The following is a 26,015-nucleotide window of genomic DNA, read 5'->3' as shown; positions in this document are numbered from 1 at the left end:
TAGCTTTTAGAAAGTAGGAAATATGCGTGATTTTTTTAAACTTCCCAGACAGTTGCAGTTGAGGGAAGGCTTGAAGTTTTTTTCAGTTATTCTTGGTTCAGCCATATTTCCATATATGGGCATTTACTATGTGAATTATTTTGGGAAATTTTGGACAGGTATTCTCCTGATGATAACTCAAATTATCGGTTTTTTAGCCAGTCTCTATGGCGGTCATCTGTCCGATTCCATTGGACGTAAGAAAGTGACGGACTGGGGAAATTTTGGGGTTGCTATTGGCTATATCATCATGACTTTGGCCAATAGTCCTCTGGGAACCTATCCTTTTATCACCTATCTAGGCTTATTGTTGGCGGAAATGATGTCTAATTTTGCAGCCCCTGCCTACTCTGCTATGATTATCGACTTGACAGATGATGATAATAGGCATTTTGTCTACACCATGAGTTACTGGCTGGTTAATATTTCGGTCATGCTTGGTTCAGGGACAGCTGGTTTGTTCTATGATAGTTATTTCTTTGCTCTCTTGATTGGGATGACGCTCATTGCGATAGTGACGTTTATTGTGATGTGGCTCAAATTTGATGAGACAAAGCCAGCTCATGTGACTTTTGACCACGGTGTTGGCGTGATGGATTCGTTTAAAAATTATACACAGGTCTTCGGTGATCGGATTTTTCTACGCTATACTTTGGGGGCTTTGCTGGGGAATGTCGTCTGGATGCAGATTGACCACTATATTCCTATTCATTTCAAGGAAGCAATGACAGATACGGTTATTTTGGGGACGGTCTTAACAGGTGCCAAGATGGTCAGTGTCATTGTCTTTATCAATACTGTTATGATTGTCTTTTTGATGACGACTATCAATAAGCGTACTAGCAAGCTTCCACTTTTAAAACAATACACCATCGGAAACTTCATGTTTGTTATGGGTGTCTTTTTCACACTGTCCCTAAACCGTTTTGAATGGGTTATTCCTATGGTTGTGGTTTACACGTTAGGTGAAATGATTAGTATGCCAGCAGGTCAAGTATTGAGAGCTCAGATGATGGATGAAAACAAAGTTGGCTCATATTCGGGTTTTTTATCCATGGTTCAGCCGTTAGGTAGCATTATCGCAGCGTCTATGGTGTCTATGAGTTATTTTACTGGTCCAATCGGTGTTCAACTCATCTTCATCTTAGCAGCGGTTAGCGGTTATATTCTAGTCTTGGGTGCTGCCAAAGCAAAATTAAAGGAGACATAAATGTACGATTACATTAAAGGTTTATTGACGAAAATGACAGCCAAGTCAATTGTTGTCGAGGCGAATGGGATTGGCTATGTGCTACATGTGGCAAATCCTTATCGCTTTTCTGACAAGGTTGGTCAACCAGTGACATACTATGTCCATCAGGTTATTCGAGATGATGCACATGTGTTGTATGGCTTTCAAAATGAGGATGAAAAAGAGGTTTTTCTGAACTTGATTTCGGTGTCTGGGATTGGTCCGACAACGGCTCTAGCTATTATTGCTGTTGATGATAACGATGGCTTGGTCAGAGCAATTGACCAGAGTGATGTGACCTATCTGATGAAGTTTCCAAAGATTGGTAAAAAAACAGCTCAGCAGATGGTATTAGATTTGGCTGGTAAATTTGTCGCGGTACCAGAAGATAGTAAGGTTAGTCCGACGAGTCAATCTAAGACAAATACAGCTTTAGAGGAGGCGATAGAAGCCTTGTTGGCTCTGGGTTACAAAGCAAGTGAGTTGAAGAAAATTAAAGCTTTCTTTGATGGTACTACAGATACGACAGAGAATTATATTAAATCAAGTCTTAAAATGCTGATGAAGTAGGAGGACATTATGCACCCGCTGGTTATTTTAGCCCAGAACCGTTATTTAGAAACGTCACGTCTTTATCTACGTCCGATGGATGTGTCTGATTTAGAAGATTATCATGCCTACACTTCCGATGATGATTTGCTCAAGTACGACTATCCTGCTCATCGCAGTCTTTCAGAAAGCTTAGAAGCACTTGTTTTGTATAATCTTCAGTCACCACTAGGGCGCTTTGGGATAGTCCATAAGGAGACTGGCCGTTTAATTGGCAATATATCCTTACGCCTCACGCCTGATGAACCGACGGCTTTTATCGGCTATACGGTCAATCGTGACTATCATGGTAATGGTTACGCGACGGAGGCTGTTCAGGCCTTGCTTGATCTGACTGAAAAGTTACCCTTGCAAACAGTCATAGCCAAGATTGATGAACGCAACAGTTCCAGTCGCCGTGTGGTTGAAAAATGTGGTTTTATCCTCACGAAAAGTGAACCTAATACTCAAAATTTACGTGGAGAGCTAGTGACTTATTTGACTTACAGTAAAAATTTGACTAAAAAAGAGGAGCCTATTTAAATGAAGATATGTTCTTGGGTAAAAGCTGATGATGATTTAGAAGTTGCTTACCACAATCAAGAGTGGGGTAAACCTTTGCATGATGAACAACAACTATTTGAGTTACTTTGTTTAGAATCCTATCAAGCTGGTTTATCTTGGTCAACGATTTTGCATAAACGAGAGGCGTTCAGACAGGCTTTTTATGATTATGACATCGCTAGAGTTGCTCAGATGACTGATGAGGATTTAGATGCCTTATTACAGAACGACACTATCATCAGACACAAGGCAAAGCTATATGCTACGAGACAAAATGCAAGAGCTTTTCAAGCTGTTCAAGAGGCATTTGGTAGTTTTAATGACTATATCTGGGGATTTGTAGATGGCAAACCCTTGGTCAATCAAGTTGTGTCCTACAAAGAAGCACCAACAAAAACAGTCTTATCGGAATTGATTTCAAAAGATTTGAAAAAAAGAGGGTTTACCTTTGTCGGCCCTGTGATGGTTTACTCTTTCTTACAAGCAGCTGGTCTTGTTGATGACCATGAGAATGGGTGCTTGTTTAAGAGCATCAATTAATTATCATTTGATACATCAATGGTTTTAAAAGGCTAAGATACAAAAACACGTTAATTACGAATAATCATAAGAGGAGGTTGTGATGAGAGCAGAAGTGATTGCCGTTGGGACAGAAATTTTGACAGGGCAAATTGTTAATACCAATAGCCAGTATCTGTCCGAAAAGTGTGCTGAAATCGGGATTGATCTCTATTTTCACACGGCGGTTGGAGATAATACTGACCGTCTAACAGCTGTATTAGAGATCGCTCGTCAGCGTAGCGATTTGGTTATTCTTTGTGGTGGTTTAGGCCCTACAGAAGATGATTTAACAAAACAGACCTTGGCAGCTTTTTTGAAACGTGAATTGGTTTTTGATAAAGATGCCAGTCAGCGTTTAGATGATTTTTTTGCAACCCGTAAACATTATCAACGTACTCCGAATAATGAGCGTCAGGCACAGATTATTGTCGGGTCAACACCCCTACCTAACCGAGTTGGTTTGGCTGTTGGGGGGCTTATCACAGTTGATGGTGTTACCTATGTGGTCTTACCAGGACCTCCTAATGAATTAAAGGTGATGGTGGAAGAAGAACTATTACCGCGATTATCTGGTCAATCACGCTTATACTCGAAAGTCTTGCGTTTCTTTGGTATTGGTGAAAGCCAGTTGGTGACAATTTTAGATGATCTTATTCAAGGACAGACAGATCCTACAATAGCACCTTATGCCAAGACTGGAGAAGTTACTTTACGCTTATCAACTAAGGCGGATAGTCAACAAGAAGCAGATTTTAAGTTAGATAATTTTGAACAGACCTTGTTAGCGGTAGGTTCTGTTGGACGTTATTGTTATGGCTATGGTGAGAGCAATAGTTTAGCTCAGACTGTCTACCAACTCTTATTTGAGAAACAACAGACTGTCACAGCTGCTGAAAGCTTGACAGGAGGTTTGTTCCAATCACAATTGGTGGACTTACCAGGGAGTTCAGCAGTTTTCAAGGGTGGGTTTGTCACTTATGGTATTGATGAAAAAGCTCAATTACTTGGTATTCCTAAGTCGGATTTAGCTAGTCATGGCGTTGTGTCAGCATGGACAGCTCGTCAGATGGCAGAGCGTTCACGAGAACGCTTAGGCACAGACTTTGCAATTAGTTTGACAGGAGTGGCAGGGCCTGATAGTCTTGAAAATAAAGCAGTGGGAACAGTTTTCATTGGTCTTGCTTCCCGAACAGAGAGCAGGGCTTATGAAGTCACTATAGGCAACAGAGGGCGTTCGGAAGTTCGTCACATTTCCTGTTTACATGCCTTTAATTACCTTCGTCTTGCTTTATTAAATGATGGTAATTTGATATAATTGAAAGAATGATTAAATTGGTCTAGTTTGATAAGAATTAGTCCTAATAAGTAAGGAGAGAACATTGGCTAAAAAAGTAAAAAAAACAGACGACATTACCCCTAAATTTGGTGATGAGCGTCGTAAGGCACTGGATGATGCTTTGAAAATGATTGAAAAAGATTTCGGTAAAGGTGCGGTTATGCGACTCGGTGAGCGAGCAGAACAGAAGGTTCAAGTGATGAGCTCAGGCAGTTTAGCGCTTGATATTGCACTAGGTGCCGGAGGATATCCTAAGGGCCGCATCATTGAAATCTATGGTCCGGAATCATCAGGTAAAACAACAGTGGCGCTCCATGCCGTTGCTCAGGCACAAAAAGAAGGTGGGATTGCTGCCTTTATCGATGCCGAACACGCTCTTGATCCTGCCTACGCTCAAGCCCTTGGTGTTGACATTGATGAACTCCTCTTGTCACAGCCTGATTCAGGTGAACAAGGCCTTGAAATTGCTAGTAAATTGATTGATTCAGGAGCTGTAGATATTGTTGTTGTTGACTCTGTTGCTGCCTTGGTCCCACGTGCTGAAATTGACGGTGACATTGGAGATAGTCATGTTGGTTTGCAAGCCCGTATGATGAGTCAAGCTATGCGTAAGCTGTCTGCATCTATCAACAAGACGAAAACAATCGCGATTTTTATTAACCAATTGCGTGAAAAAGTTGGGGTTATGTTTGGAAACCCAGAAACAACTCCTGGAGGACGTGCCCTCAAATTTTATGCTTCTGTTCGTTTAGACGTTCGTGGGAACACTCAAATCAAGGGAACAGGTGATCAAAAAGACACCAACGTTGGTAAAGAAACGAAGATTAAAGTTGTTAAAAATAAGGTTGCACCACCGTTCAAGGAAGCTATGGTTGAAATCATGTATGGCGAAGGTATTTCTAAGACAGGTGAATTGATTAAGATTGCAACGGATTTGGACATTATCCAAAAAGCAGGAGCATGGTACTCTTATCAGGGAACTAAGATTGGCCAAGGGTCTGAAAATGCGAAGAAATATTTAGCTGATAATCCAGAGGTCTTTGAAGAAATTGACCGTCAAGTACGTGTGAAATATGGTTTATTAGAGGAAGTCTCTGTGGTTACAACAGCAGAAGAAGTTGTTGAAGCTTCAAACGTTAATGATTTAGTATTAGAATTAGACGACACAATTGAGATTGAAGATTAAAATAGGTCTAGGGACCGACTTTCTCCTAGAAGGATTGTGCTATAATGATAGTATCATGAGATAGAAAGAGAGAGTTGTCATGATAAAAATTTATACGATTTCAAGTTGTACAAGTTGTAAAAAAGCAAAAACGTGGCTTAATGCTCACAAATTACCTTACAAAGAACAAAATCTTGGTAAGGAGCCAATTTCAAAAGAAGAGATTCTAGCGATTTTGTCGAAAACCGAAAATGGTGTTGAAAGTATCATCTCATCGAAAAATCGCTATGCTAAGGCATTGAATTATAATATTGATGAATTATCTTTGAACGAGGTGATCGATTTAATCCAAGAAAATCCACGCATTCTAAAGAGTCCGATTCTTATTGATGACAAACGTCTTCAGGTCGGTTATAAAGAAGATGATATTCGTGCCTTTTTACCACGTGCCATTCGCAATGTGGAGAATACACAGGCGCGTATGCGAGCAGCCTTATAAAGCAAGGTTGATATATTAATGCTTATTAAAAATAAGGGAAATTACCTTTATTTTCAATCAGTTATAAGCTATTAAAAGGGTTAGAACATAGGTTCTAGCCCTTAAAATCTGTTTTCTAGCTTGCACTATGGCCGATAATTCGATATACTAATTAGGAAAACCCTTTCTTGAAAGAGACATGGGTTTGACTAGAAAATGGAGGAATGAGATATGAAGAAGATGATTTGGCTGCTTAGCCTATTATTCGTATCGCTTAGTTTGGTAGCTTGTTCTAGCAATAAAGAAGAAAAGACAACAAAGCCAGCTAAACCAAAGTCAGAAACAGTGGCAAAAAAAGAAAGCCTTGATGATACTGTACAAACGAAAACCTATAAGTATGAAAGAGGAACAGAGGTTAAACAACAAGGTCGTGAAACTATTACCTACAAAGGTAAAGACATTCAAAAGGTTGATATTCAATTGACGCAACCTTTCGATGATACAACAAAAGCTAATCTTGCTCAACAAGACCTACAGGCGATTAAGCCAGAAGTTATCGCAGCGGTTGAAAAAGACCCAACAATCGCACAACTACTTGGTAAAGAAGGTTTGACGGTTTCTTTTGATGTGACAGAGAATTATGACCTTGTTATCAACATGTCTATTGACATGGCTAAGGTTAATTTTGAAGAGTTGAAAACTATTGAGAATTTTGGCTATAACTTTGCCGCTTTGGAGAATACAACACCTAAACGCTACATGGCGTCGTTAGAAGTAAGAGGTGCTGAGGAAGTTAAGCCTTAATCTAATCGTTGGCTATTCTTGAAAAAAGGGCCTCATTAGTGTATAATAAAAATTGAAATAGTAATGAAAGAGGGTGTAAGTATGGGATTTACAGATGAAACTGTTCGTTTTAAACTTGACGACTCAAATAGAAAAGCAATAAGTGAGACCTTGACAGCAGTTTATTCCTCGTTGGATGAAAAGGGATATAATCCAATCAATCAAATTGTTGGTTATGTGCTTAGTGGAGATCCTGCTTATATTCCTCGTTACAACGAGGCTCGTAACCAAATTCGTCGCTACGAAAGAGATGAAATTGTTGAAGAGTTAGTCCGTTATTATTTGAAAGGAAATGGCATTAACTTAAAATGAGAATAATGGGACTAGACGTGGGATCAAAAACAGTTGGTGTTGCCATCAGTGATCCGTTAGGTTTTACAGCACAGGGACTGGAAATCATCCCAATTGATGAAGAAAAGTCTGAGTTTGGTTTGGAACGCCTAGCAGAATTAGTAACGACTTACAAGGTTGAAAAATTTGTAGTTGGTTTGCCTAAGAATATGAATAACACTAGCGGCCCCCGAGTAGAAGCAAGCCAAGCTTATGGCGAACTCATAAAAGAGCGATTTGGCTTACCAGTAGAGTATCAAGATGAACGATTGACGACTGTTCAAGCAGAACGAATGCTTGTGGAACAAGCTGATTTAAGCCGTCAAAAACGTAAAAAAGTTATTGATAAATTAGCTGCTCAGTTGATATTGCAAAATTATTTAGATAGAATGTTTTAAAAAACCAGATAGTCTGGTGAAAAAGGAGAAAAAAATGTCACACAAACACGATCACGAACATGAGCATGATGTCATTACGCTTGTCGATGAAAATGGAAACGAAAGTTTATTTGAGATTCTCTTAACCATTGATGGTAAAGAAGAATTTGGTAAAAACTATGTGCTTTTGGTGCCGTTTGGTTCTGAAGAAGATGAAGAAGGCCAAGTTGAAATTCAGGCTTATTCATATACTGAAAATGAAGATGGTACAGAAGGTGACTTACAACCTATCCCAGAAGACTCAGAAGCAGAATGGGATATGATTGAAGAAGTCTTTAATAGTTTCATGGATGAAGCTGAGTAACTTTTGCTATCTTTTGAAGATATCGTTATAAACAATTAGGAGTTGTTAGGCAAAACTGAAGACTCCTCAAAGAGTTCGTATTTACATCATAGCTTAACAGTAAGGTAGATTGGTCTTTTTCTGACATGCTTAGTCTACTTTACTCAGCTATCTAAGGTGATAGATCGAACTCTTTTTACATTTACCAGTCTATCTGAATGGTAATTGAAGAATTAACTACCTCATTTTTACTATAATGGAAATAGATTGACCAAGGAGAAACATTGTGAACGATAAACGATACGACAGTGATAAAGAGATAATAACAGTCCACTATAGTCGTTCTAAGGGAACTGTGGAAAGAGAAAATGATATTGATTTAACACAAAATCAAGCAGAAATGTCGGAACAGTCGATTTCGGAAGAGGAAATCCTAGATAAGATTACGCTTAATTGGCCGCATTATATAGCTTATTTCTTGATGAGTATTGTGGTTAGTCTAACGACTGTTGTCCTACCCTATATGGATCTTTTGGGTAATAGCTTGCAGCTTCATCATCTTTATACTGGTCTAGGCATGGCACAAGGACAAATGCCTTATAGCAGTATTTTTGCGACTGGTGGTGTGCTGTATTATACTATTATTGCTCTGTTAGGTATAGTTCACTTAGAATGGGCATTGGTGATTGTTCAATCCTTAGCTTTGTTTCTTTCAGGAGTTTACTTTGAAAAATTACTGATCCGTCTGACGAATAAAAATGGTTTGGATCAGAGTTTCACTTTGATTTTTTATCTTTTTCAGCTAGCTATTGGCTTTGGGGGTCTGTATCCTATTCAATGGGCGATGCCTTTTACATTGATGAGTCTCTATTACCTTGGTCAGTATTTTGTTAATCAGGCGAAAGACGAGGTATTTATTGCTTATGGATTACTGATGGCACTAGCTCTATTATTAGACCCTAAGACAGTAGTCATCTATTTAGTGATGTTGCTTGTTTTATTGGTGCACAATACTTATCACAGACGTTTTGCAAGAGGATTTTATCAATTTTTAAGTTTAAGTTTTGGCTTTGTTTTACTGTTTTACACGGCTTTATACTTTATTTTGAATGTTCAAATTTTATCCCCTTTATTAGAACAAACTTTGCTATATCCTTTCAGCGTTTTAGGATTTGAGAATGATCATATTTGGTTGACCTTAGGTCTTCAATTTGGAGTTCTGATGTTATCAGGTATTTTGACGGGTGTGTTTCTGTTTTATAAGCTTATCAAGCAAGAGCAGGTACAGAAAGCAATATATTGGATTTTATGCCTCGTTACCGTGATATATAGCATTCTGGCTTTACTGTCACAAACTCTTTGGCTGTATCCTATCTTGTATGTATTACCGTTCGGACTTCTATTAACAGGTGTCTGGGTGACAAAAAATCAAAAGGACATCAGACGACCTAAACTAGTTGGTTTCTACTTTAAGAAACATTTGTTTTTCCCGGCAATCATTATTTTAGCTGGTATTGCATATCCTATTGGTATGGGATTACTTCAATACCCTATTAATCAAGAACGTGATGAGTTGGCAAATTTATTGGTTATGGAAACAGCAGATAGTGATAAGATTTACGTTTGGGATAGCAGTCCTCGTATTTATCAGAGCTCACATCGACTACCAGCTAGTCAAATTATTTTGCCTGTTCTTTATACAAAGGACAATAAGAATAGTAGGTTGTTAGATGATGAATTATTACAGCATCAAGCAACTTATATTCTTGTAAATAAAACTCTTCCTTTATCAGATAGCCTAGAAAAAGATTTGTCAAAGCACTATAAAAAAGCTGCTTTAAAGGACATGACGTATTTTGATGTCTTTGAGTTAAAATAAACAACTACCCAATATATTGTGTCTTGTTTTTAAAATAGGCACAATATATTGGGTTTTCTGTTGCATTTCTTCCTAGATGTGTTATAATGAAACTTGTGATACTTGTAACAGAATAAAAAAGGAGAGTGTTTATGCCAATCAACAGTGATACTTTGGTAGCCCAAATAGAAGGTCTTCCTATCATCAAGAGAGATGGGCATACCTCTCTTTTTACATCTCAAAAAGTGAAGCGTAGTCTTTTAGCCTCATCTACTAGCATTAAGTGTGCTGATTTAGAAGAAAGACTATCAATGGTTTTTCAGCAAGTCCTTGCTCAGCTAAATGGGGAACGATTAACCAGTGAGCTAGTTCATAATACGATTGTTTCAGAGTTATCTGTGCTAGGTGAGAATGATTGGCTAAACGCCTATGTGATTTATAGATCTAAAAAAGAAGTTGCTTACGAACACTCACAAGATATCAATCAAGCGGTGAATCAACTTCTAGCTAAAGATAGTGCGGTTGTCAATGAAAATGCTAATAAAGACAGTGATGTCTTCAATACCCATCGTGATTTAACGGCAGGGATTGTAGGCAAGTCCATTGGTCTAAGAATGTTACCGCCTCATGTGGCTAACGCTCATCAAAAAGGAGATATTCATTATCATGATTTAGATTACAGCCCTTATACTACAATGACTAACTGTTGTCTGATTGATTTTGAGGGAATGTTATCTAAAGGGTTTAAGATTGGTAACGCTGAGGTTGATTCTCCCAAATCTATTCAAACAGCGACAGCTCAAATGTCTCAGATTATTGCTAATGTATCTTCGAGTCAATACGGAGGATGCTCAGCAGATAGGATTGATGAAGTTCTGGCTCCCTATGCAGAGCTAAATTTCAAGAAACATATGAAAGAAGCTGAGGAGTGGGTAGTCGCAGAAAAGAGAGAAGCCTATGCTCTCAAAAAAACGCAAAAAGATATCTATGATGCCATGCAATCATTGGAGTATGAAATCAACACCTTATTTACCTCAAATGGTCAGACGCCTTTTACCTCGCTCGGTTTTGGGTTGGGAAGTAACTGGTTTGAACGTGAAATCCAGAAGGCGATTTTGACGATTCGGTTAGAAGGTCTAGGGAGTGAGAAACGTACGGCGATTTTTCCTAAGTTGATTTTTACATTGAAGCGTGGTTTGAACTTGGAACCTACAAGCCCAAATTATGATATCAAACAGCTAGCTGTCAAATGCGCAACAAGACGCATGTATCCTGATGTCTTATCCTATGATAAAATCATTGAGTTGACGGGTTCGTTCAAGGTACCTATGGGCTGTCGGTCATTTTTACAGGGGTGGAGAAATGATCAAGGTCAAGATGTGACTTCAGGCCGTATGAATCTAGGTGTTGTCACACTTAATCTACCAAGAATTGCTTTGGAATCAGAAGGCTCTTTTGACGTCTTTTGGTCTCTGTTTGAAGAGCGTATGGCTATTGCGAAAGATGCCCTCCTATATCGTTTAGCACGAGTTAAGGAAGCTAAACCAGCTAATGCGCCTATCTTATACCAATATGGTGCCTTTGGTGAACGATTATCTAAAACAGACGATGTTGATCAACTCTTCAATAAACGTCGAGCAACAATCTCACTAGGCTACATTGGGCTTTATGAAGTTGCAACGGTCTTTTACGGTGGAAAATGGGAGTCTAATCCAGTAGCCAAAGCCTTGACGATTGAAATCATCAAACGAATGAAAGCGGCTTGTGATAGTTGGTCTAATAACTATGATTATCATTTTTCCGTTTACTCGACCCCGTCAGAAAGCTTGACCGACAGGTTTTGCCGTTTAGATACTGAAAAATTTGGTGTCGTGAAGGACATTACAGACAAGGCTTACTATACTAATAGTTTCCACTATGATGTCCGTAAGATGCCAACTCCTTTTGAAAAACTTGATTTTGAAAAAGTCTACCCAGAAGTAGGAGCGAGTGGCGGATTTATCCACTATTGTGAGTATCCAGTCATTCGTCAAAATCCTAAAGCGCTTGAAGCTGTCTGGGACTATGCCTACGACCGTGTTGGTTATTTGGGGACGAATGCTCCTATAGATAAATGCTATGCTTGTGGTTTTGAGGGAGATTTTGAACCTACAGAAAGAGGTTTTAAATGCCCTAATTGTGGCAATAGCGATCCCAAAACTGTTGATGTTGTCAAGCGTACTTGTGGTTATCTAGGTAATCCCCAAGCTAGACCAATGGTTAAGGGACGCCATCGCGAAATTATTGCTCGTGTTAAACATATGAATGGGTCAAGTCTTTAAAATATGGTACACTATATAGGTTAGAGTATTAGGAGGACGATATGGGAAAATACCAATTAGATTATAAAGGCCAAGCGCAAGTAGAAAGGTTTCACGACAAACATTCTCGTGTTAAAAGTGATAAAAAAGCTCGCGTTAACGATTTAAAAGCGCAATTTTTAGAAAAAATGACTAAGAAAGTCAACTAATGAATGGATTGAGGGAGTGAGGTATGAGATGATTGACATCACTCTCTTTGCTTTATTCAGAAAGGATTGAAATGATAATATGTTAGACATTGGAATAGTTGGCTTAGGCGCGATTTTTAAAAAAGCCTATTTGCCGTACATGTTACAATTACCCAATATTAGATGGCATTTATTGACTCGTAATCAAGATGTTTTGCAAGAGATTTCCGCTCTTTTTGGCAATTCAGTAACTTATTCATCACTTGATGAATTGTTAGAGGTGGATTTGGACGGTGTTTTTATCCATACGGCAACCGTAGCCCATGTGGCAACAGCAAGTCGTTTTTTGAAACGAGGTGTACCTGTTTATATGGATAAGCCTTTAGCTGAAAACTATGAGAATAGTCTTGCTTTGTATGAGTTGGCTCAATCGTCAGGTACCTTTTTGATGGCTGGTTTTAACCGTCGCTTTGCCCCTAAAGTGCGTGAAATGAAGCTTCTTTCTGGTAAAAATCGCATTTTTTGTGAAAAAAATGATATTAATAGGCCAGGAGAACGTCAGTTTAAATTGTTTGATTTTTTCATTCATCCTTTAGATACAGCTCTTTTCTTAGCTGATGAGCCACTTAAATCAGGCTATTTTCAATACCATACGACAGATGATGGTTTACTAAGTCAGGTTTCTGTTACCTTAATGACAGCATCGTCTTCTATTGTTGCTAGTTTGAACATGTCATCAGGTAGTCGTCGAGAAGTGATTGAGGTTCAAACACCCCAATCAACCTATCAGTTGGAAGATTTGTCTGATTTAGTCATTTATGACGGGACAACTAAAATCCAAAAGGGATTTGGCTCATGGGATACAACTTTGTACAAGCGCGGCTTTGAGTCCAGTATTGATGCTTTTTTAGAAGCTGTTGCGACAGGGCATAATCCAGTTAATGCTGAACTTAGTCTGATTAGTCACTATATCTGTCATCAAATTAACCAATCAACGACCTCTTCAGGGCTTTTAGATGTGACTTTACCAATAAAGGAGGGTTAAGTATGTTAGTTTTACGTCGCCCTACTTTAGAAGATCGCCAAACGATTGAAAACATGATTGCTGAATTTGACAAGCATGCTTCTTCGACAGATGGCTTTTGGTTTCAGACAGAGACATTTGATTATGTGACGTGGTTAGAGCAATGCAATGATGCTGAATCAGGTTTGGGGTTAAGAGAGGGTGCTGTTCCTTATGTCCAGATGGTCAGTTTTGATTCTCATGGTGAAGCTATTGGCTTTGTAAATTTACGGTTGCGTTTAAATGATCGCTTATTTGAAAAAGGAGGTCATATTGGTTACTCTATCAGACCAAGTCAACGTCGTAAAGGTTTGGCAAAAGAGCAATTAAGGTTAGCTTTAGCAGAATGTTTATCAAAAAATATTAGCCGTGTCTTAATCACTTGCCATGAAACTAATGAGGGCAGCCGTCGGACGGTTTTAGCTTGTGGTGGTGTTTTAGAAGATGTTCGTCAAGGAACTGAAAGATATTGGATAGACTTGGAGGCTTAAGATGAATAATCCTAAACCACAAGAATGGAAAAGTGAGGAATTGAGTCAGGGACGTATCATTGATTATAAGGCCTTCAACTTTGTAGACGGTGAAGGGGTTAGAAATTCGCTCTATGTCAGTGGTTGTTTATTTCATTGTGAAGGGTGTTATAATCAAGCGACTTGGTCGTTTGCAGCAGGTATCCCTTATACTGGTGAACTTGAAGATAGGATTATGTCGGATTTAAGCCAACCTTATGTGCAAGGACTGACTTTACTTGGCGGAGAACCCTTTCTCAATACGGGGATTTTATTGCCATTGGTCAAACGTATCCGAGCAGAACTTCCAGATAAGGACATTTGGTCTTGGACAGGATATACTTGGGAAGAACTTCAGTGTGAAACGCAAGATAAATTAGAGCTTCTGACTTATATAGATATTTTGGTTGATGGTAGATATGATCGCACGAAGCGTAATCTGATGTTGCAATTTCGAGGGTCCAGCAATCAACGTATCATTGATGTCCAGCAATCATTAGAGAGCCGCAAGGTTATTATCTGGGAAAAATGTCAAGACGGAGTCTTGTAATATTAAAAAAACACCTAATCTCAATGTTTTAAACGTTGAGGTTAGGTGTTTTTGTGTTGAGCAATCTATCAGGACAGTTTTTTAACAAAGGTTAATTGTTGCTCAGTGGATAGTTCTGGTCGATAATGAAAATCAGCAAACTGCAACTTTCTTAAATCGTCAATGGTTTGGCTTTGTTGTGCAATGACGGTGTTAATGAAATGTCCACGAGCTTTTTTTGAAATTGTCGAATGTTTTTTCAGTTGTCCTTCAGTTGTCTCTTCGAAGAAATCAACGAGAAATAGCTTTTTCCTGAGTTGACTCGAAAAAACCTGTTCAAATTCGCTAGATAAAAGAGAGACGACAGGTTCAGTACAATGCCCTAAAAAGGTATCGTAGTGCTCTTTCCATAGCATTTTTAAAGATTGATTGTTGATTTTCAAACTTGTATTAAAATCAAGTCTATGTTCAGCAATGGGATAGTTGGCAGGAATGATACCGTAGAAAGCGGAAGTGATAAAAACAACTTTGTTAAGGTAATCCAATTCAGCGCTAGAAAGCTTATCACGTTTGATTTGCCGATACATGAGCCCGTTAAACAATTGAATAGCCGGAAAGTAAGTTGCTCTTTGTGTGGCAATATCTTGCCAACGTTGCCATTCTTTTTTAGCTTGTTCAGGCTTTATCTTATAAATGTTAGCTAGCTTGACATCATCTAAATCTTGAATACTCTCTAGGATGGCTTGGCTTTCTTCTATTAATGGATAAGCATCTATAGCTTTAGTTTGTCTCATTTCTTTTGCTGTAGGAATAAGGAATTTCATTACTACCTCTCTTAAATAAAAAGTAATCAGCTTATTGTCTTTTGTAACATATCAGTAAAGGTAAATTATAACAAGATGTAGGTTAAGAAGTTTGTTATTATAGACTGCTCACATATTCGTCATCAAACCTTTAGTACCCATTATTATAACACGCTTTCTATGCTTTTTAACAAGTTTTCCACAACATTGTGGAAAACCCATGATTAATCTGTGGATAGGTTTGATAACAAGTAAAAAATGAAAACGAGTGTTATTACAAATAAGAATTTTCAATCTCTTAAATAAAGGAATTCCAGGCAGAATTAGGTAGCTTTATCTGTTGTTTTCAAAATTTTTCAAACAACTGTAGACTTATCCACAGTTGTGGATAAGTCCTTTAATGGAAGAATAAACGATTGAAACTTTAGTGGTTGATAGAAGTGTGTTTTTACTTGTCTGGATTTAAATTGGCAGTAATAGTCGCGAGCGCATAATTCAAGTTTTGTATTGGATTTTGTAAATCAAAGTTAAGTATTTCTTGGATTTTATTGATGCGGTAACGAATCGTTTTAGGGTGTAGAAACATTTTTTTAGCAGTTAGTTGATAATTTTGTTGGCATAAAATAAAGTTTAAGAAAGTATCAAACAATTCACTTTGTCTCTTTTTTAGGTCAACTAGCTCTTTAGCTAAACCAGTGCTAAAAAATTGATTATTATCATCTAAAAGATGTCTGAAAATACCTAAGTCAGAAATTGTCATGACATTAAAAACATGATATTCACGGTTAAAACGTATCATATCCAAACATTCATTGAATAGATTATGAATTTCTTCTTTATAGGTTACACTACTGACGACAAGATTATAATCGTAAGGTCTTTCGACCAAATTTTCTAATGTTCTTAAAGTAATAGTCGCTTTTGGACTGTCAAGATTGAATAATAAAATAATATATTTGCGATTTTCATAATAAAGCTGGTAAGGTGAAATATTTTGTAATTTTTTTCTGAGTTGTCGAAGTGTTTCGTTATCGTGTTGAATATGTTTTCCGATTCCAATAGCTTGATAGTAAGCAAATTGACTCATCTGTGTTTCTTCTAGTAAGTCGTCCCTTTCCTGGTTGGTTGCAGTCGTGTTAAAAAGAATAGAGGCGGCAATGTTATTATAGATGTTGTAATATTCATGGTTAACTGATTGTTCGATTTGTAATTTATGTTGAATAGCTTCCATAGCATTTTCGGCAATCATGATATGGCTGTGGTCAAACTCCTTTTCCTCTTGAAAAATACTAATTGAAAAAGGGATGAGATTGCTAGAGCGGTACTTTATTTTTATTTTATAACGTTCTTTTTCTATAGTAGGGTGCTCGAGCTTGGAGATGGTGTAGGTATTATTGGTATATTCTGTTTTGAGCGGTGAAACTTCTGTAATTTCCCATGAAGTATCCATAATCTTGCCGCTGTCAAACACCAAATCATTTCTAGGAATACGTAGTCGGCATGTTTTTCCGATTAAATGATGCAGCTGGTCTAAAATTTCTTGATAGGTAGCGGCTGCATTTTTGAGAGATGAGAAAATTTTACTGGCATCGTAATAAGTTCTTAGAAGAGCTGATTGTCTATTGAGAAGAGGTTCATAGATAGCTGTTAGAATGTGTTCATAATTGGTTTGTCCGTCTATTTCAATCAGGGGAATAGCATGTTCTAGGCAGAGTGCTATTAGTGAATCGGGTGTAGTATTGATCAATCGGTTGAGCTTAATGATAATACCACTAATCCCTATCTTATGTAGTTTAGCGAAAAATTTTTCCAATTCTGAGTGGTTGAGGTCTTTTAGGGCAAAGTAGGAGGTCAAAATCAGTTGATTTTTAACACCCCATCGCTCAATGTCTACAGCTTCTAGTACCATTGCTGATTCGATAGGATTAGTTAATCCAATCTCTCCAGTTCTTAAACAACTCTTGACGAGAGGTTTTAAGGTCAATAAATCGCTAATTTTCATAGTTACCTCTAATAAAATAAATGAATGCTGTTTGAAATGAGAAAATGATATTGTATAATATAACAAGATTTTTGTTAATTTTTATCCAATGTGGATAAAAATTATAGCAATATTTTAGAAAAAAGGCAAATGAAAACGCAATCAAAGACAGGTATAATAAAGCTGTAAATAACCAAAGCAACATTTAGGAGGAAAAAATCATGTTGTTTACAGAGATTTTAAAAAACAACTATCAAGATTCTATCAACCTCATGTTATTGACGGCTAGAATCAATGAACTTGATGGCGTGACTATGAGTCAGGTCATGATGGGTACGGATGCTAATAAAGATATCCTAGAAAATACAAATCTGTTATCTGAAGAAGCTAAAGGAGCCTCTCCAAATGACTTGATGATTGTTGTTGAAAGTGATAACCCGCAGATTATTGATGTTGTACTACCAGAAGTCAAAAGCTTTTTAGAAGATTTATCTGTCAAAACAACAGATACAAAAGCAAAGGTGGCGACAAGTTGGCAGGAGGCATTTGAGCATTTACCTGATGCAAACCTTGCTTTGTTTAGTATTCCTGGAGAATATGGAGCACCTGAAATGGAAGCCGCGCTTCGTAAAGGGTTGCATGTCTTTTCGTTCACCGATAATATTCCTGTCGAAGATGAAATTCGTTTGAAAAAACTAGCTCATGAGAATGGTTTGCTTATGATGGGACCTGACTGTGGAACAGGAATTATTTCTAGTATTCCGATAGCTTTCACGAACGTTGTAAGACCTGGGAATATTGGTATTGTTGGAGCTTCAGGGACAGGTATCCAAGAAGTGACTACAATTATAGACCGTTTGGGTGGCGGTGTCGTACATGCCATTGGTACAGGTGGTCGCGACCTTAGCACAGAGGTTGGGGCTATAACCGTAAAAGATGCTATTGTAGCATTGGAAAACCATAAAGAGACAGATGTGTTGTGTGTTATCTCAAAACCACCTGCAAAAGAAGTTCGTGATGATGTTGTTCGCTTGCTTCAAAGTGTGACAAAACCAGTAGTGGCTATCTTCCTTGGTGAAAAACCTGAAAATCATTTAGGTAAAGTTTACTTAGCTCATACGCTTGAAGAAGCAGCTCAGATAGCAGTTGATTTGTCTAAGAAAGCACCTGTTAAACCTAACTATCTTGAACCAATCTCCCATCAGGATGTTTCGGTATTAGCAAGTGATAAAGTTGTTAAAGGGCTTTACTCTGGAGGTACACTAGCTTCTGAAGCGGCTATGATGGTAAAAGAAACACTTGGTCTTGAAAGTCTTGCTAAGAGTGAGGGCTATGTTCTTCGAGCTGATGGCTATGACATTATTGATTTAGGTGACGATGTTTATACGCAAGGTAAACCACACCCAATGATTGACCCAGATACACGTATTCGTAAGATTCATGAATTTGCTCAAGACCCTAAAACAGGTGTTATTTTGCTTGATTTTGTCTTAGGTTATGGAGCTCACGATGATATGGCAGGGGCGCTACTTCCTGCGATTACAGCTGAATTAGATAAAGCTAAGGCTGAAGGTCGTGACCTTTACTTTGTTGGTACAGTTACAGGTACCGATAAAGACCCGCAAGATTATCGTAACACTGTTCGTCGTCTGTCAGAAGCGGGTGTTCTAATTGAAGATAGTAATGCAAAAGCTGTACGTTTAGCTCTTAAGTTGAAAGGTTATGATTTCCAAGAAAATGATAAAGGTTTAGTAGAATATACGGGTGAGTTGGTTTCGGTATCAACTCCGAGTGAAGCGGTAATGGATTTGATTACCACTAAGCCACGTGTTATCAATATAGGTCTTCAAAGCTTCAATGAATCAATCAAGGAGTATGGCGGCGCTTCAGAACAGTTTAATTGGAAACCTCGCGCTGGTGGTAATAAAAAAATGATTAAGCTCTTGGCAGCATTGGAACCATTTGCGGCAGAAATTGATCAAGAGAATGCGGAAGTTATTGCTCGTATGAAAGAAGCACAGCCATTCTTAATTGATGTTGTGCCAGCTAAATCCGTTATCCCAGAGTTGAATGATCCAGCTCAGAAAACACTGCTTCATGCAGGTCCTCCGATCACTTGGGAGACCATGACAGGTCCGATGAAAGGTTCATGTCTTGGGGCAGCCCTCTTTGAAGGTTGGGTAAGCAATGAAGAAGAAGCAAAAGCCCTTCTCGAAGGTGGTCATGTTCGCTTTATTCCATGTCATCATGTTCATGCTGTAGGTCCTATGGGAGGAATCACTTCAGCCAATATGGCGGTCATGGTTGTTGAAAACAAAGTTGACGGTGTGCGTGGTTACTGTACAATGAATGAAGGTATTGGTAAGGTGCTTCGCTTTGGTGCTTACTCACAAGAAGTTGTTGATCGTTTGATTTGGATGAGGGATGTTCTTGGTCCAGTGATTGCAAAAGCCCTAAAAGCTTCAGGTGACGGTATCAATTTGAATGTCTTGATTGCACGTGCGATTACAATGGGTGATGAGTTCCATCAGCGTAATATTGCAGCAACACTTAACTTCCTAAAAGAGATTTCACCTCTTATTACGTCGCTTGATAATGTTGATCAAAAAACAAAATACGATGTTATTAAATTCTTATCAGATACAGATCAGTTCTTCCTTAACATCATGATGGCGACGGGTAAGGTAATCGTTGATAGTGCGCGTGCAGATGGCAAAGGTACTATTGTAACAACAATGACTCGTAATGGTGTTGATTTCGGAGTGCGTATTGCTGAAACAGGTGATGATTGGTACACTGCACCAGTAAATACACCGGTTGGTTTGTACTTTACTGGCTTTACGGAAGAAGATGGCAACCCAGATATTGGTGACAGTGCTATCACAGAAACTGTTGGTGTTGGTGCCATGGCGATGATTTCTGCACCAGGTGTAACACGCTTTGTAGGTGCGGGAGGCTTCCAAGATGCTCTTGATATTTCAAATGAAATGGCTAAAATCACTACAACACATAATCCTAACTGGACAATTCCAACTTGGGATTTCCAAGGCTCAGTAATGGGTATTGATATTCGTAAAGTTGTCGAAACAGGTATCACACCAATGATTAATACAGGTATTGCTCATAAAGAACCGGGTGTTGGTCAAGTAGGTGCTGGAACAGTTCGTGCCCCTCTAGGATGCTTTGAAAAAGCTTTAGAAGCTTACGCAAAAACAAAAGGAATCGTTGTTGATTAATATTCAAGTGGTTCATTTTAGATAGTGTTTTAATAAAAAAATCTTATCGGTAGGAGATACGCAACTGGCACATCTCGTTAATAACATGATGTTCTGTAACAGTTCAGGTTAACAAAATGTACCAGTTGCATTATTTTTGAAAAATAGTTTCCTATTTATGAATTACTCTTACATAAGTCATCTTGGTCAACATTGTCTGGTAACCGCTTATATTTAATAAATGTAAGATATTGACGTCGAAACATTGGTCATTATCGGGGTAAATGTTGTAAAACGTGTTTATAAAGTGATTGAATAAGCGTTGAAGCAATGTATTGGCCCTTCCTTTTTAGCATAAAACTCATAGGAGGACTATTAAATGAATCATAGAAAAGTCGAAAAAGTAAATGACAATTACTGGATTAAGGTTGTTGGTCTATTCTTTATGGGATGGATCCTCATGTACGCAACCCGTACGATTTTTAATCCCATTATGGGAAAAGTCGGAGAGCAATTTAACTTAAGTAATACTCAGTTGGGTGCTGCGAACAGTATCTTCTTTCTAACTTACGCCTTTGCTCAAATTCCATTTGGAGCTATCGGAGATAAATATGGACGCAAGTTAGTCATCACTTTTGGCTTCTTGGGACTTGCTGCTGCAACATTTTTAAGTGGTTTAGCTAGTACTTTTGCCATGTTTTTGGTTATCAGAGCTTTAGCTGGTATTGCCCAAGGAGCTTACTACGGTCCACAATACGCCTTATCATCTGAATCTATTCCTAAGAATAAGGTAACCATTGGTAATGCTATCATCAATAGTGGTATGGCATTTGGTACATCAGGAGGCTATTTGTTATCAAGTACACTCGTTTTAGGTGCTGGTCAACATTGGAGCCAACCTTTCTTCATTATGGCTGTCCCAACAGCCATTGTAGGTGTACTTTTCTACACTATGTTAAAAGAAAAAGTTGTCTATGACAACGACGAAAGTGCAGAATCAGTTGTTGTACAAACTGCTGAGGGATCTCAAGAGAATGTCTTTAAACAAATTTTTAGCAATAAAAATTTAGTGGCAACCTTTGTGCTCTTGTTTGGTAGTATTTACGCTAATTTTGTTATTATTACTTGGCTTCCACAATTCCTTATTGGAGAACGTGGTTTTGAAGGTGCCAGTGTTGGATTTGTAGCTTCTATTGTTCCATGGGCATCAATTCCAGGCGCAATCTTCTTTGCAAGTGTTAAAGATAAACTAGGTAGTACTAAAAAGTTAGTTTACTCCCTTGTTCCCCTAGCCATATTGTCTGTGTTCTTGATTGCATTTGTTCAGAGTAAAACACTGCTTATTGCGGTTCTCATTTTATATGGTTTAACTGGTAAATTAGCTTTGGACCCTATTTTGATTTCGTATGTAAACACTTATGCACCTAAAGGTAAGCTATCAACAACTTTGAGTGCTTATAACTTTATTGGTATGTCTGGTTCTATTTTAGCACCATATGTAACAGGCTTTATTTCAGATAAAGCAGGGTCAATGCAAATTGGTTTCTACTTGGCCGCTGTTCTTCTTGGAGTTGGTCTTGTAATATTTGGTTTGTTTGCAACAGATACAAAACGTGCTCAAGCTTAATAAACTAATATTTGGATATTGATTTTAATAGGGGAAGGATGCTAGAAATGAAAAAAACATCATTGATTGCTCAAATTGTATTAGCTGTGATAGTAGGGGTTGTTTTTGGGCTAGCATTCCCTACCCTACCACAACATGTTAGCATTGTTGGTAAAATTTTCTTGAAATTAATGCAGATGTCCATTCCATTGCTGATTTTTGGTCAAATTACCCATGCTTTAGGTAGTATAGAAGGCAAAGAAATTTCAAAGATTGGTGGACGTACTGTACTAATATTCGCTGTGTCGACACTACTGGCAGCTTTTTGGGGAATATTATTTGGACAATTATTTAAACCAGGTCAAGGTGTTGTTATTGACCTGGCTGGTAAAGAAACCATTGAGCCTCAAGAGCTATCTTTCTCTGATACCTTGGTCGAGTTCTTTCCTTCAAATATATTTGCAGCCTTGTCAAATGGTACTATTATTCAAATTATTATATTTGCTTTGATTTTTGGAGCTGCTCTTAATACATTTTTAAAACAAAAACCAGCGTCACCTATTTTACATCTATTAGAAGATATAAATGATGTTGTTATGGGTGTTATCAAGATGGTAATGGCTTTGGCACCTTTAGGAGTGTTTAGTTTGGCATCTAGTACGGTTAGTACGGTGGGAGCCGCAGTCATATTGCCGTTACTCAAGTATTTAGTAGTTTATGCAGGTGCAACAGTTATTTTCTTAGGATTATGGATTTTAGTGGTATCCATTTATTGTAGAAAGTCTCCAAAATTCATTATTGCTGGTGTCAAAAACATGTCTATTGTCGCTTTAACAACAGGTTCTTCCGCAGTAACTTTGCCGATTGCTATGGATGGAGCTATGAATCGTTTAGGCATTGGTGATAGAGTGACCAATCTTGTTCTACCACTTGGAGTATCTTTAAATAGTAATGGCGCAGCCATGCATATGGCTATTACAGTTGTTACTGTTGCTCAATTGTATGCGATAGATATGAGTTTTCAACGGCTAATTTATCTAGCTATACTTGCGTCATTAGTATCACTTGCTAATGCGGTGGTTCCTGGAGCGAGTATTGTTTCTTTAGCTATTATTTTCCCTCAAATGGGAATACCTTTAGAAGCTGTCGCTTTATTTGCTGGTGTTGATTATTTTGTAGGTATGATAAGAACTATTCTGAATGTTGATTCAGATGTTTTTACAGCAATGCTAGTTGCTAAGTCGGTTGATGACTTGGTTTAAGAAGAGTTTCATTTAATCAGAAATGGAGAAATATTATGGATGAACAATTGGTGATGATGACATCAAGTGATTTACATCATCTCATCGAAAAAAAATTACACAAAGCAGGTCTTCCCAGAGAACAAGCAGAGGAAGTAGCCAATCATTTGGTATATGCAGATTTGTCAGGTATCCATTCACATGGTGCTGTCCGAGTAGACTATTACGCAGAGAGAGCCAGCAAAGGCGGGGTGACTTTGCAGCCGCATCTTGAGTTTGAACAAACAGGACCTTGTACAGGCATTTTCCATGGTGATAATGCCCAAGGGCATTATGTAGCTAATCAGTCATTAGAACATATTGTCAAGATGGCTAAAGAAAATGGTGTCGCTGTGGTTGGTCTTTCAAAGGTCAGTCATACTGGAACAATGTCTTACTATCTTGAAAAACTTGCCAATCATGATTTAGTAGCGATTTCTATGTGTCAATCTGATCCTATGGTTGTGCCATTTGGTGGTGCGGATGTTTACTATGGAACTAATCCTATTGGCTTTGGTGCACCTCGTGTAAATGGTAGACCTGTCGTTTTTGATATGGCCACTACAGTTCAAGCTTGGGGCAAAATTTTAGATGCCCGTTCAAAAGGTAAACCAATTCCAGATACATGGGCAGTAGATCAAGATGGTCTTCCGACAACTGATCCACAGGCTGTTGCTGGTTTGTTACCAATTTCAGGTCCTAAGGGATATGGTCTCATGATGATGGTGGATATTTTGAGTGGTATATTGCTTGGTTTGCCATTTGGTGGACATGTATCATCTATGTATGCTGATTTGACGAAAGGTCGTGATTTAGGACATCTTTTCATTGTTATTGACCCATCAAGATTTACAGACATCGATCTCTTTAAAGAGCATATTGAACAAAGTGTTACAGAACTCCATCAGATTAAACCAGCTCAAGGTTATGATAAAGTCTTGTACCCAGGAGAAAAGAGTGTACTTACATATCAAGAAAATGCACAAAACGGTGTAAATATCCCTAAATGGATTATTGATTATCTTGAATCCGACACTATCCATTTTGATAAATATGGAGATATGGATCCGTTTGCTAAATAAAAATATTCTATAGATAATGCCCCACACAACTCTCCTAAACCTCTCATTTGTTTAGGAGAGATTTTTAAACGAAGGAGAAATGACATGACTGATAAAAAACGTAAAATTTTAGTTGCCTTAGGAGGAAATGCTATTTTATCGAAAGATGCTTCTGCTCAAGCGCAACAAGCTGCACTTATCAGCACATCAAAATCTTTGGTTAAATTGATTGCTAATGGAGATGACCTAATTGTTACTCATGGCAATGGGCCTCAAGTAGGTAATTTGTTATTACAACAAGCTGCCGCTGATTCTGATAAAAATCCAGCGATGCCATTGGATACCTGTGTAGCTATGACAGAAGGAAGTATCGGTTTTTGGTTGGTAAATGCTCTCGATAATGAGCTACAATCACAAGATATTCAAAAAGATGTTGTCAGTGTTGTTACACAAGTCATTGTTTCAGAAGATGATACTGCGTTTGACAACCCAACTAAACCAATTGGACCATTCTTAACAGAAGAAGAAGCAAAACTTCAATCAGAGCTCACAGGAGCTAAATTTAAAGAAGACTCAGGTCGTGGTTGGCGAAAAGTTGTTGCTTCACCTAAGCCAATCGGAATCAAGGAAGCTAAAGTGATTAAGCATTTAGTTGATTCCGGAGTGGTGGTTGTTGGTGCAGGTGGCGGTGGGGTACCTGTAGTTGAAGATGCTATGACTAAGAATTTAAAAGGTGTCGAAGCTGTTATTGACAAAGATTTTGCAAGTCAAACATTATCAGAGTTAGTTGAAGCAGATTTATTTATCATTTTAACAGGTGTAGATAACGTTTATGTCAATTTCAATACACCTGAACAACGCAAACTTGAGACAGTAACAATCTCTGAATTGAAGGAGTATATTGCACAGAGTCAGTTTGCTCCAGGCAGTATGTTACCAAAAGTTGAGGCTGCAATTGCATTTGTAGAAAATCGACCAGAAGCCAAGGCTGTTATCACATCACTAGAAAACATTGAACAAGTGGTTTCTGGTAAAGGAGGTACAGAAATTGTGTTTGGTTAGTTCAAGACTATTAATTCTTATTATTAATCCTAAATTAATTGTTAAATTAAATTAGATTTTTCGAGCAATTCAGAAAAACTTGGCATGGTGTTTGGTAATTTAAAGATTTCCTAGGAATTCTATAGGTCATTTATGTTAGTTCCTTTCAGACAAATGTGGTTGTTTATCTGAGGCTAACATAGGTGGCTTTTTCTGTCTAGCTTAATTTGACAATTAGGGATGAAAAAAATAAAAAATACTTGTCAAGGTGATAAAGTTCTGCTATACTATAAAAGTTGTCTCGTGAGACACAGTCACATAAAAAAGTTTCAAAAAAACTTTCAAAAAGTTATTGACAAGTTTAAATTTAAGTGATAGAATTAAGTAGTTGTCTCGCAAGAGGCATAAGACCCTTGAAAACTGAACAAGACGAAGCAAAGTGCGGGTTATGTTTAAGGACATAATCTGTCAATAACGAAATAAATCTGTCGGCAGACAGAATGAGCGAAGAGCTCGAACTTGAATATTAATGAGAGTTTGATCCTGGCTCAGGACGAACGCTGGCGGCGTGCCTAATACATGCAAGTAGAACGCTGAAGGAATAGCTTGCTATTCTGGAAGAGTTGCGAACGGGTGAGTAACGCGTAGGTAACCTACCTCATAGCGGGGGATAACTATTGGAAACGATAGCTAATACCGCATAAGAATACTTATTGCATGATAAGT

The 26,015-nt window shown here is 38.0% G+C and carries 24 protein-coding genes and 1 rRNA gene; 23 read left to right on the top strand and 2 right to left on the bottom strand.

Features of this window, described 5'->3' with window-relative positions:
- The first annotated feature begins 22 nt into the window (after positions 1 to 22).
- The 17 genes from ACVRZH_RS03155 to nrdG all read left to right on the top strand — a co-directional run bounded on the left by ACVRZH_RS03155 (position 23) and on the right by nrdG (position 14,323).
- Positions 23 to 1,249: an MFS transporter gene (locus ACVRZH_RS03155; protein ID WP_447453875.1), complete on the top strand. Its 1,227-nt coding sequence runs from the start codon at positions 23 to 25 to the stop codon at positions 1,247 to 1,249.
- Positions 1,250 to 1,840, top strand: coding sequence for a Holliday junction branch migration protein RuvA (ruvA, locus tag ACVRZH_RS03150; protein WP_447453874.1), 591 nt, complete (start codon positions 1,250 to 1,252; stop codon positions 1,838 to 1,840).
- A gap of 9 nt (positions 1,841 to 1,849) precedes the next feature.
- Positions 1,850 to 2,401, top strand: a complete 552-nt coding sequence (locus ACVRZH_RS03145) for a GNAT family N-acetyltransferase (RefSeq protein ID WP_447453873.1) — start codon at positions 1,850 to 1,852, stop codon at positions 2,399 to 2,401.
- Positions 2,402 to 2,962: a DNA-3-methyladenine glycosylase I gene (locus tag ACVRZH_RS03140; RefSeq protein WP_447453872.1), complete on the top strand. Its 561-nt coding sequence runs from the start codon at positions 2,402 to 2,404 to the stop codon at positions 2,960 to 2,962.
- 82 nt (positions 2,963 to 3,044) lie between these two features.
- Positions 3,045 to 4,298, top strand: coding sequence for a competence/damage-inducible protein A (locus ACVRZH_RS03135; RefSeq protein WP_447453871.1), 1,254 nt, complete (start codon positions 3,045 to 3,047; stop codon positions 4,296 to 4,298).
- Positions 4,299 to 4,362: 64 nt separating this feature from the next.
- Positions 4,363 to 5,505, top strand: a complete 1,143-nt coding sequence (recA, locus tag ACVRZH_RS03130; protein WP_447453870.1) for a recombinase RecA — start codon at positions 4,363 to 4,365, stop codon at positions 5,503 to 5,505.
- Positions 5,506 to 5,584: 79 nt separating this feature from the next.
- Positions 5,585 to 5,983: a transcriptional regulator Spx gene (spx, locus tag ACVRZH_RS03125; protein WP_447453869.1), complete on the top strand. Its 399-nt coding sequence runs from the start codon at positions 5,585 to 5,587 to the stop codon at positions 5,981 to 5,983.
- A gap of 210 nt (positions 5,984 to 6,193) precedes the next feature.
- A complete protein-coding gene (locus ACVRZH_RS03120) occupies positions 6,194 to 6,766 on the top strand; it encodes an SP0191 family lipoprotein (protein ID WP_447453868.1) in 573 nt (190 codons plus the stop codon).
- Positions 6,767 to 6,847: 81 nt separating this feature from the next.
- Positions 6,848 to 7,117, top strand: a complete 270-nt coding sequence (locus ACVRZH_RS03115) for an IreB family regulatory phosphoprotein (RefSeq protein WP_447453867.1) — start codon at positions 6,848 to 6,850, stop codon at positions 7,115 to 7,117.
- Positions 7,114 to 7,533 (top strand): Holliday junction resolvase RuvX, encoded by a 420-nt coding sequence (gene ruvX / locus ACVRZH_RS03110; protein ID WP_447453866.1) that lies wholly within the window; start codon positions 7,114 to 7,116, stop codon positions 7,531 to 7,533. The genes ACVRZH_RS03115 and ruvX overlap by 4 nt, the downstream gene beginning before the upstream one ends.
- A gap of 34 nt (positions 7,534 to 7,567) precedes the next feature.
- On the top strand, positions 7,568 to 7,876 hold the full coding sequence (locus ACVRZH_RS03105) for a DUF1292 domain-containing protein (RefSeq protein ID WP_447453865.1): 309 nt from the start codon (positions 7,568 to 7,570) through the stop codon (positions 7,874 to 7,876).
- Between the two features lie 265 nt (positions 7,877 to 8,141).
- Positions 8,142 to 9,734, top strand: coding sequence for a hypothetical protein (locus tag ACVRZH_RS03100; protein WP_447453864.1), 1,593 nt, complete (start codon positions 8,142 to 8,144; stop codon positions 9,732 to 9,734).
- A 131-nt stretch (positions 9,735 to 9,865) separates the two neighbouring features.
- Positions 9,866 to 12,034: an anaerobic ribonucleoside-triphosphate reductase gene (gene nrdD / locus ACVRZH_RS03095; RefSeq protein WP_447453863.1), complete on the top strand. Its 2,169-nt coding sequence runs from the start codon at positions 9,866 to 9,868 to the stop codon at positions 12,032 to 12,034.
- Positions 12,035 to 12,075: 41 nt separating this feature from the next.
- Positions 12,076 to 12,222 (top strand): hypothetical protein, encoded by a 147-nt coding sequence (locus tag ACVRZH_RS03090; protein ID WP_447453862.1) that lies wholly within the window; start codon positions 12,076 to 12,078, stop codon positions 12,220 to 12,222.
- 79 nt (positions 12,223 to 12,301) lie between these two features.
- Positions 12,302 to 13,246, top strand: coding sequence for a Gfo/Idh/MocA family protein (locus tag ACVRZH_RS03085; RefSeq protein ID WP_447453861.1), 945 nt, complete (start codon positions 12,302 to 12,304; stop codon positions 13,244 to 13,246).
- A 2-nt stretch (positions 13,247 to 13,248) separates the two neighbouring features.
- On the top strand, positions 13,249 to 13,755 hold the full coding sequence (locus ACVRZH_RS03080) for a GNAT family N-acetyltransferase (RefSeq protein ID WP_447453860.1): 507 nt from the start codon (positions 13,249 to 13,251) through the stop codon (positions 13,753 to 13,755).
- Position 13,756: 1 nt separating this feature from the next.
- Positions 13,757 to 14,323, top strand: a complete 567-nt coding sequence (nrdG, locus tag ACVRZH_RS03075) for an anaerobic ribonucleoside-triphosphate reductase activating protein (protein WP_447453859.1) — start codon at positions 13,757 to 13,759, stop codon at positions 14,321 to 14,323.
- Positions 14,324 to 14,391: 68 nt separating this feature from the next.
- On the opposite strand, the gene yaaA is transcribed toward nrdG, so the two are convergent.
- Positions 14,392 to 15,126, bottom strand: a complete 735-nt coding sequence (yaaA, locus tag ACVRZH_RS03070) for a peroxide stress protein YaaA (protein ID WP_447453858.1) — start codon at positions 15,124 to 15,126, stop codon at positions 14,392 to 14,394.
- A gap of 427 nt (positions 15,127 to 15,553) precedes the next feature.
- Entirely contained in the window at positions 15,554 to 17,107 is a 1,554-nt protein-coding gene (locus tag ACVRZH_RS03065) for a helix-turn-helix domain-containing protein (RefSeq protein WP_447453857.1), read from the bottom strand.
- A gap of 200 nt (positions 17,108 to 17,307) precedes the next feature.
- Between ACVRZH_RS03065 and ACVRZH_RS03060 the strand changes: the two genes are divergently transcribed.
- From ACVRZH_RS03060 to ACVRZH_RS03035, 6 genes are all read left to right on the top strand, one after another.
- Entirely contained in the window at positions 17,308 to 20,322 is a 3,015-nt protein-coding gene (locus ACVRZH_RS03060) for a bifunctional FdrA/YlbE family protein (RefSeq protein WP_447453856.1), read from the top strand.
- A gap of 358 nt (positions 20,323 to 20,680) precedes the next feature.
- Positions 20,681 to 21,928 carry an MFS transporter gene (locus ACVRZH_RS03055; RefSeq protein WP_447453855.1) on the top strand — a complete coding sequence of 416 codons (1,248 nt, stop codon included), beginning with the start codon at positions 20,681 to 20,683 and terminating at the stop codon, positions 21,926 to 21,928.
- A gap of 47 nt (positions 21,929 to 21,975) precedes the next feature.
- Positions 21,976 to 23,169, top strand: coding sequence for a dicarboxylate/amino acid:cation symporter (locus tag ACVRZH_RS03050; protein ID WP_447453854.1), 1,194 nt, complete (start codon positions 21,976 to 21,978; stop codon positions 23,167 to 23,169).
- A gap of 35 nt (positions 23,170 to 23,204) precedes the next feature.
- Complete coding sequence (gene allD, locus ACVRZH_RS03045) at positions 23,205 to 24,269, top strand: ureidoglycolate dehydrogenase (protein WP_447453853.1); 1,065 nt, start codon at positions 23,205 to 23,207, stop codon at positions 24,267 to 24,269.
- A gap of 84 nt (positions 24,270 to 24,353) precedes the next feature.
- Positions 24,354 to 25,310 carry a carbamate kinase gene (arcC, locus tag ACVRZH_RS03040; RefSeq protein WP_447453852.1) on the top strand — a complete coding sequence of 319 codons (957 nt, stop codon included), beginning with the start codon at positions 24,354 to 24,356 and terminating at the stop codon, positions 25,308 to 25,310.
- Between the two features lie 504 nt (positions 25,311 to 25,814).
- A 16S ribosomal RNA gene (locus tag ACVRZH_RS03035) occupies positions 25,815 to 26,015 on the top strand; the annotation flags it as partial.

This window comes from Streptococcus fryi, assembly GCF_053206505.1.
Note: the sequence above shows the minus strand (reverse complement) of the source record. Positions and strands in the feature narration are given on the sequence as shown.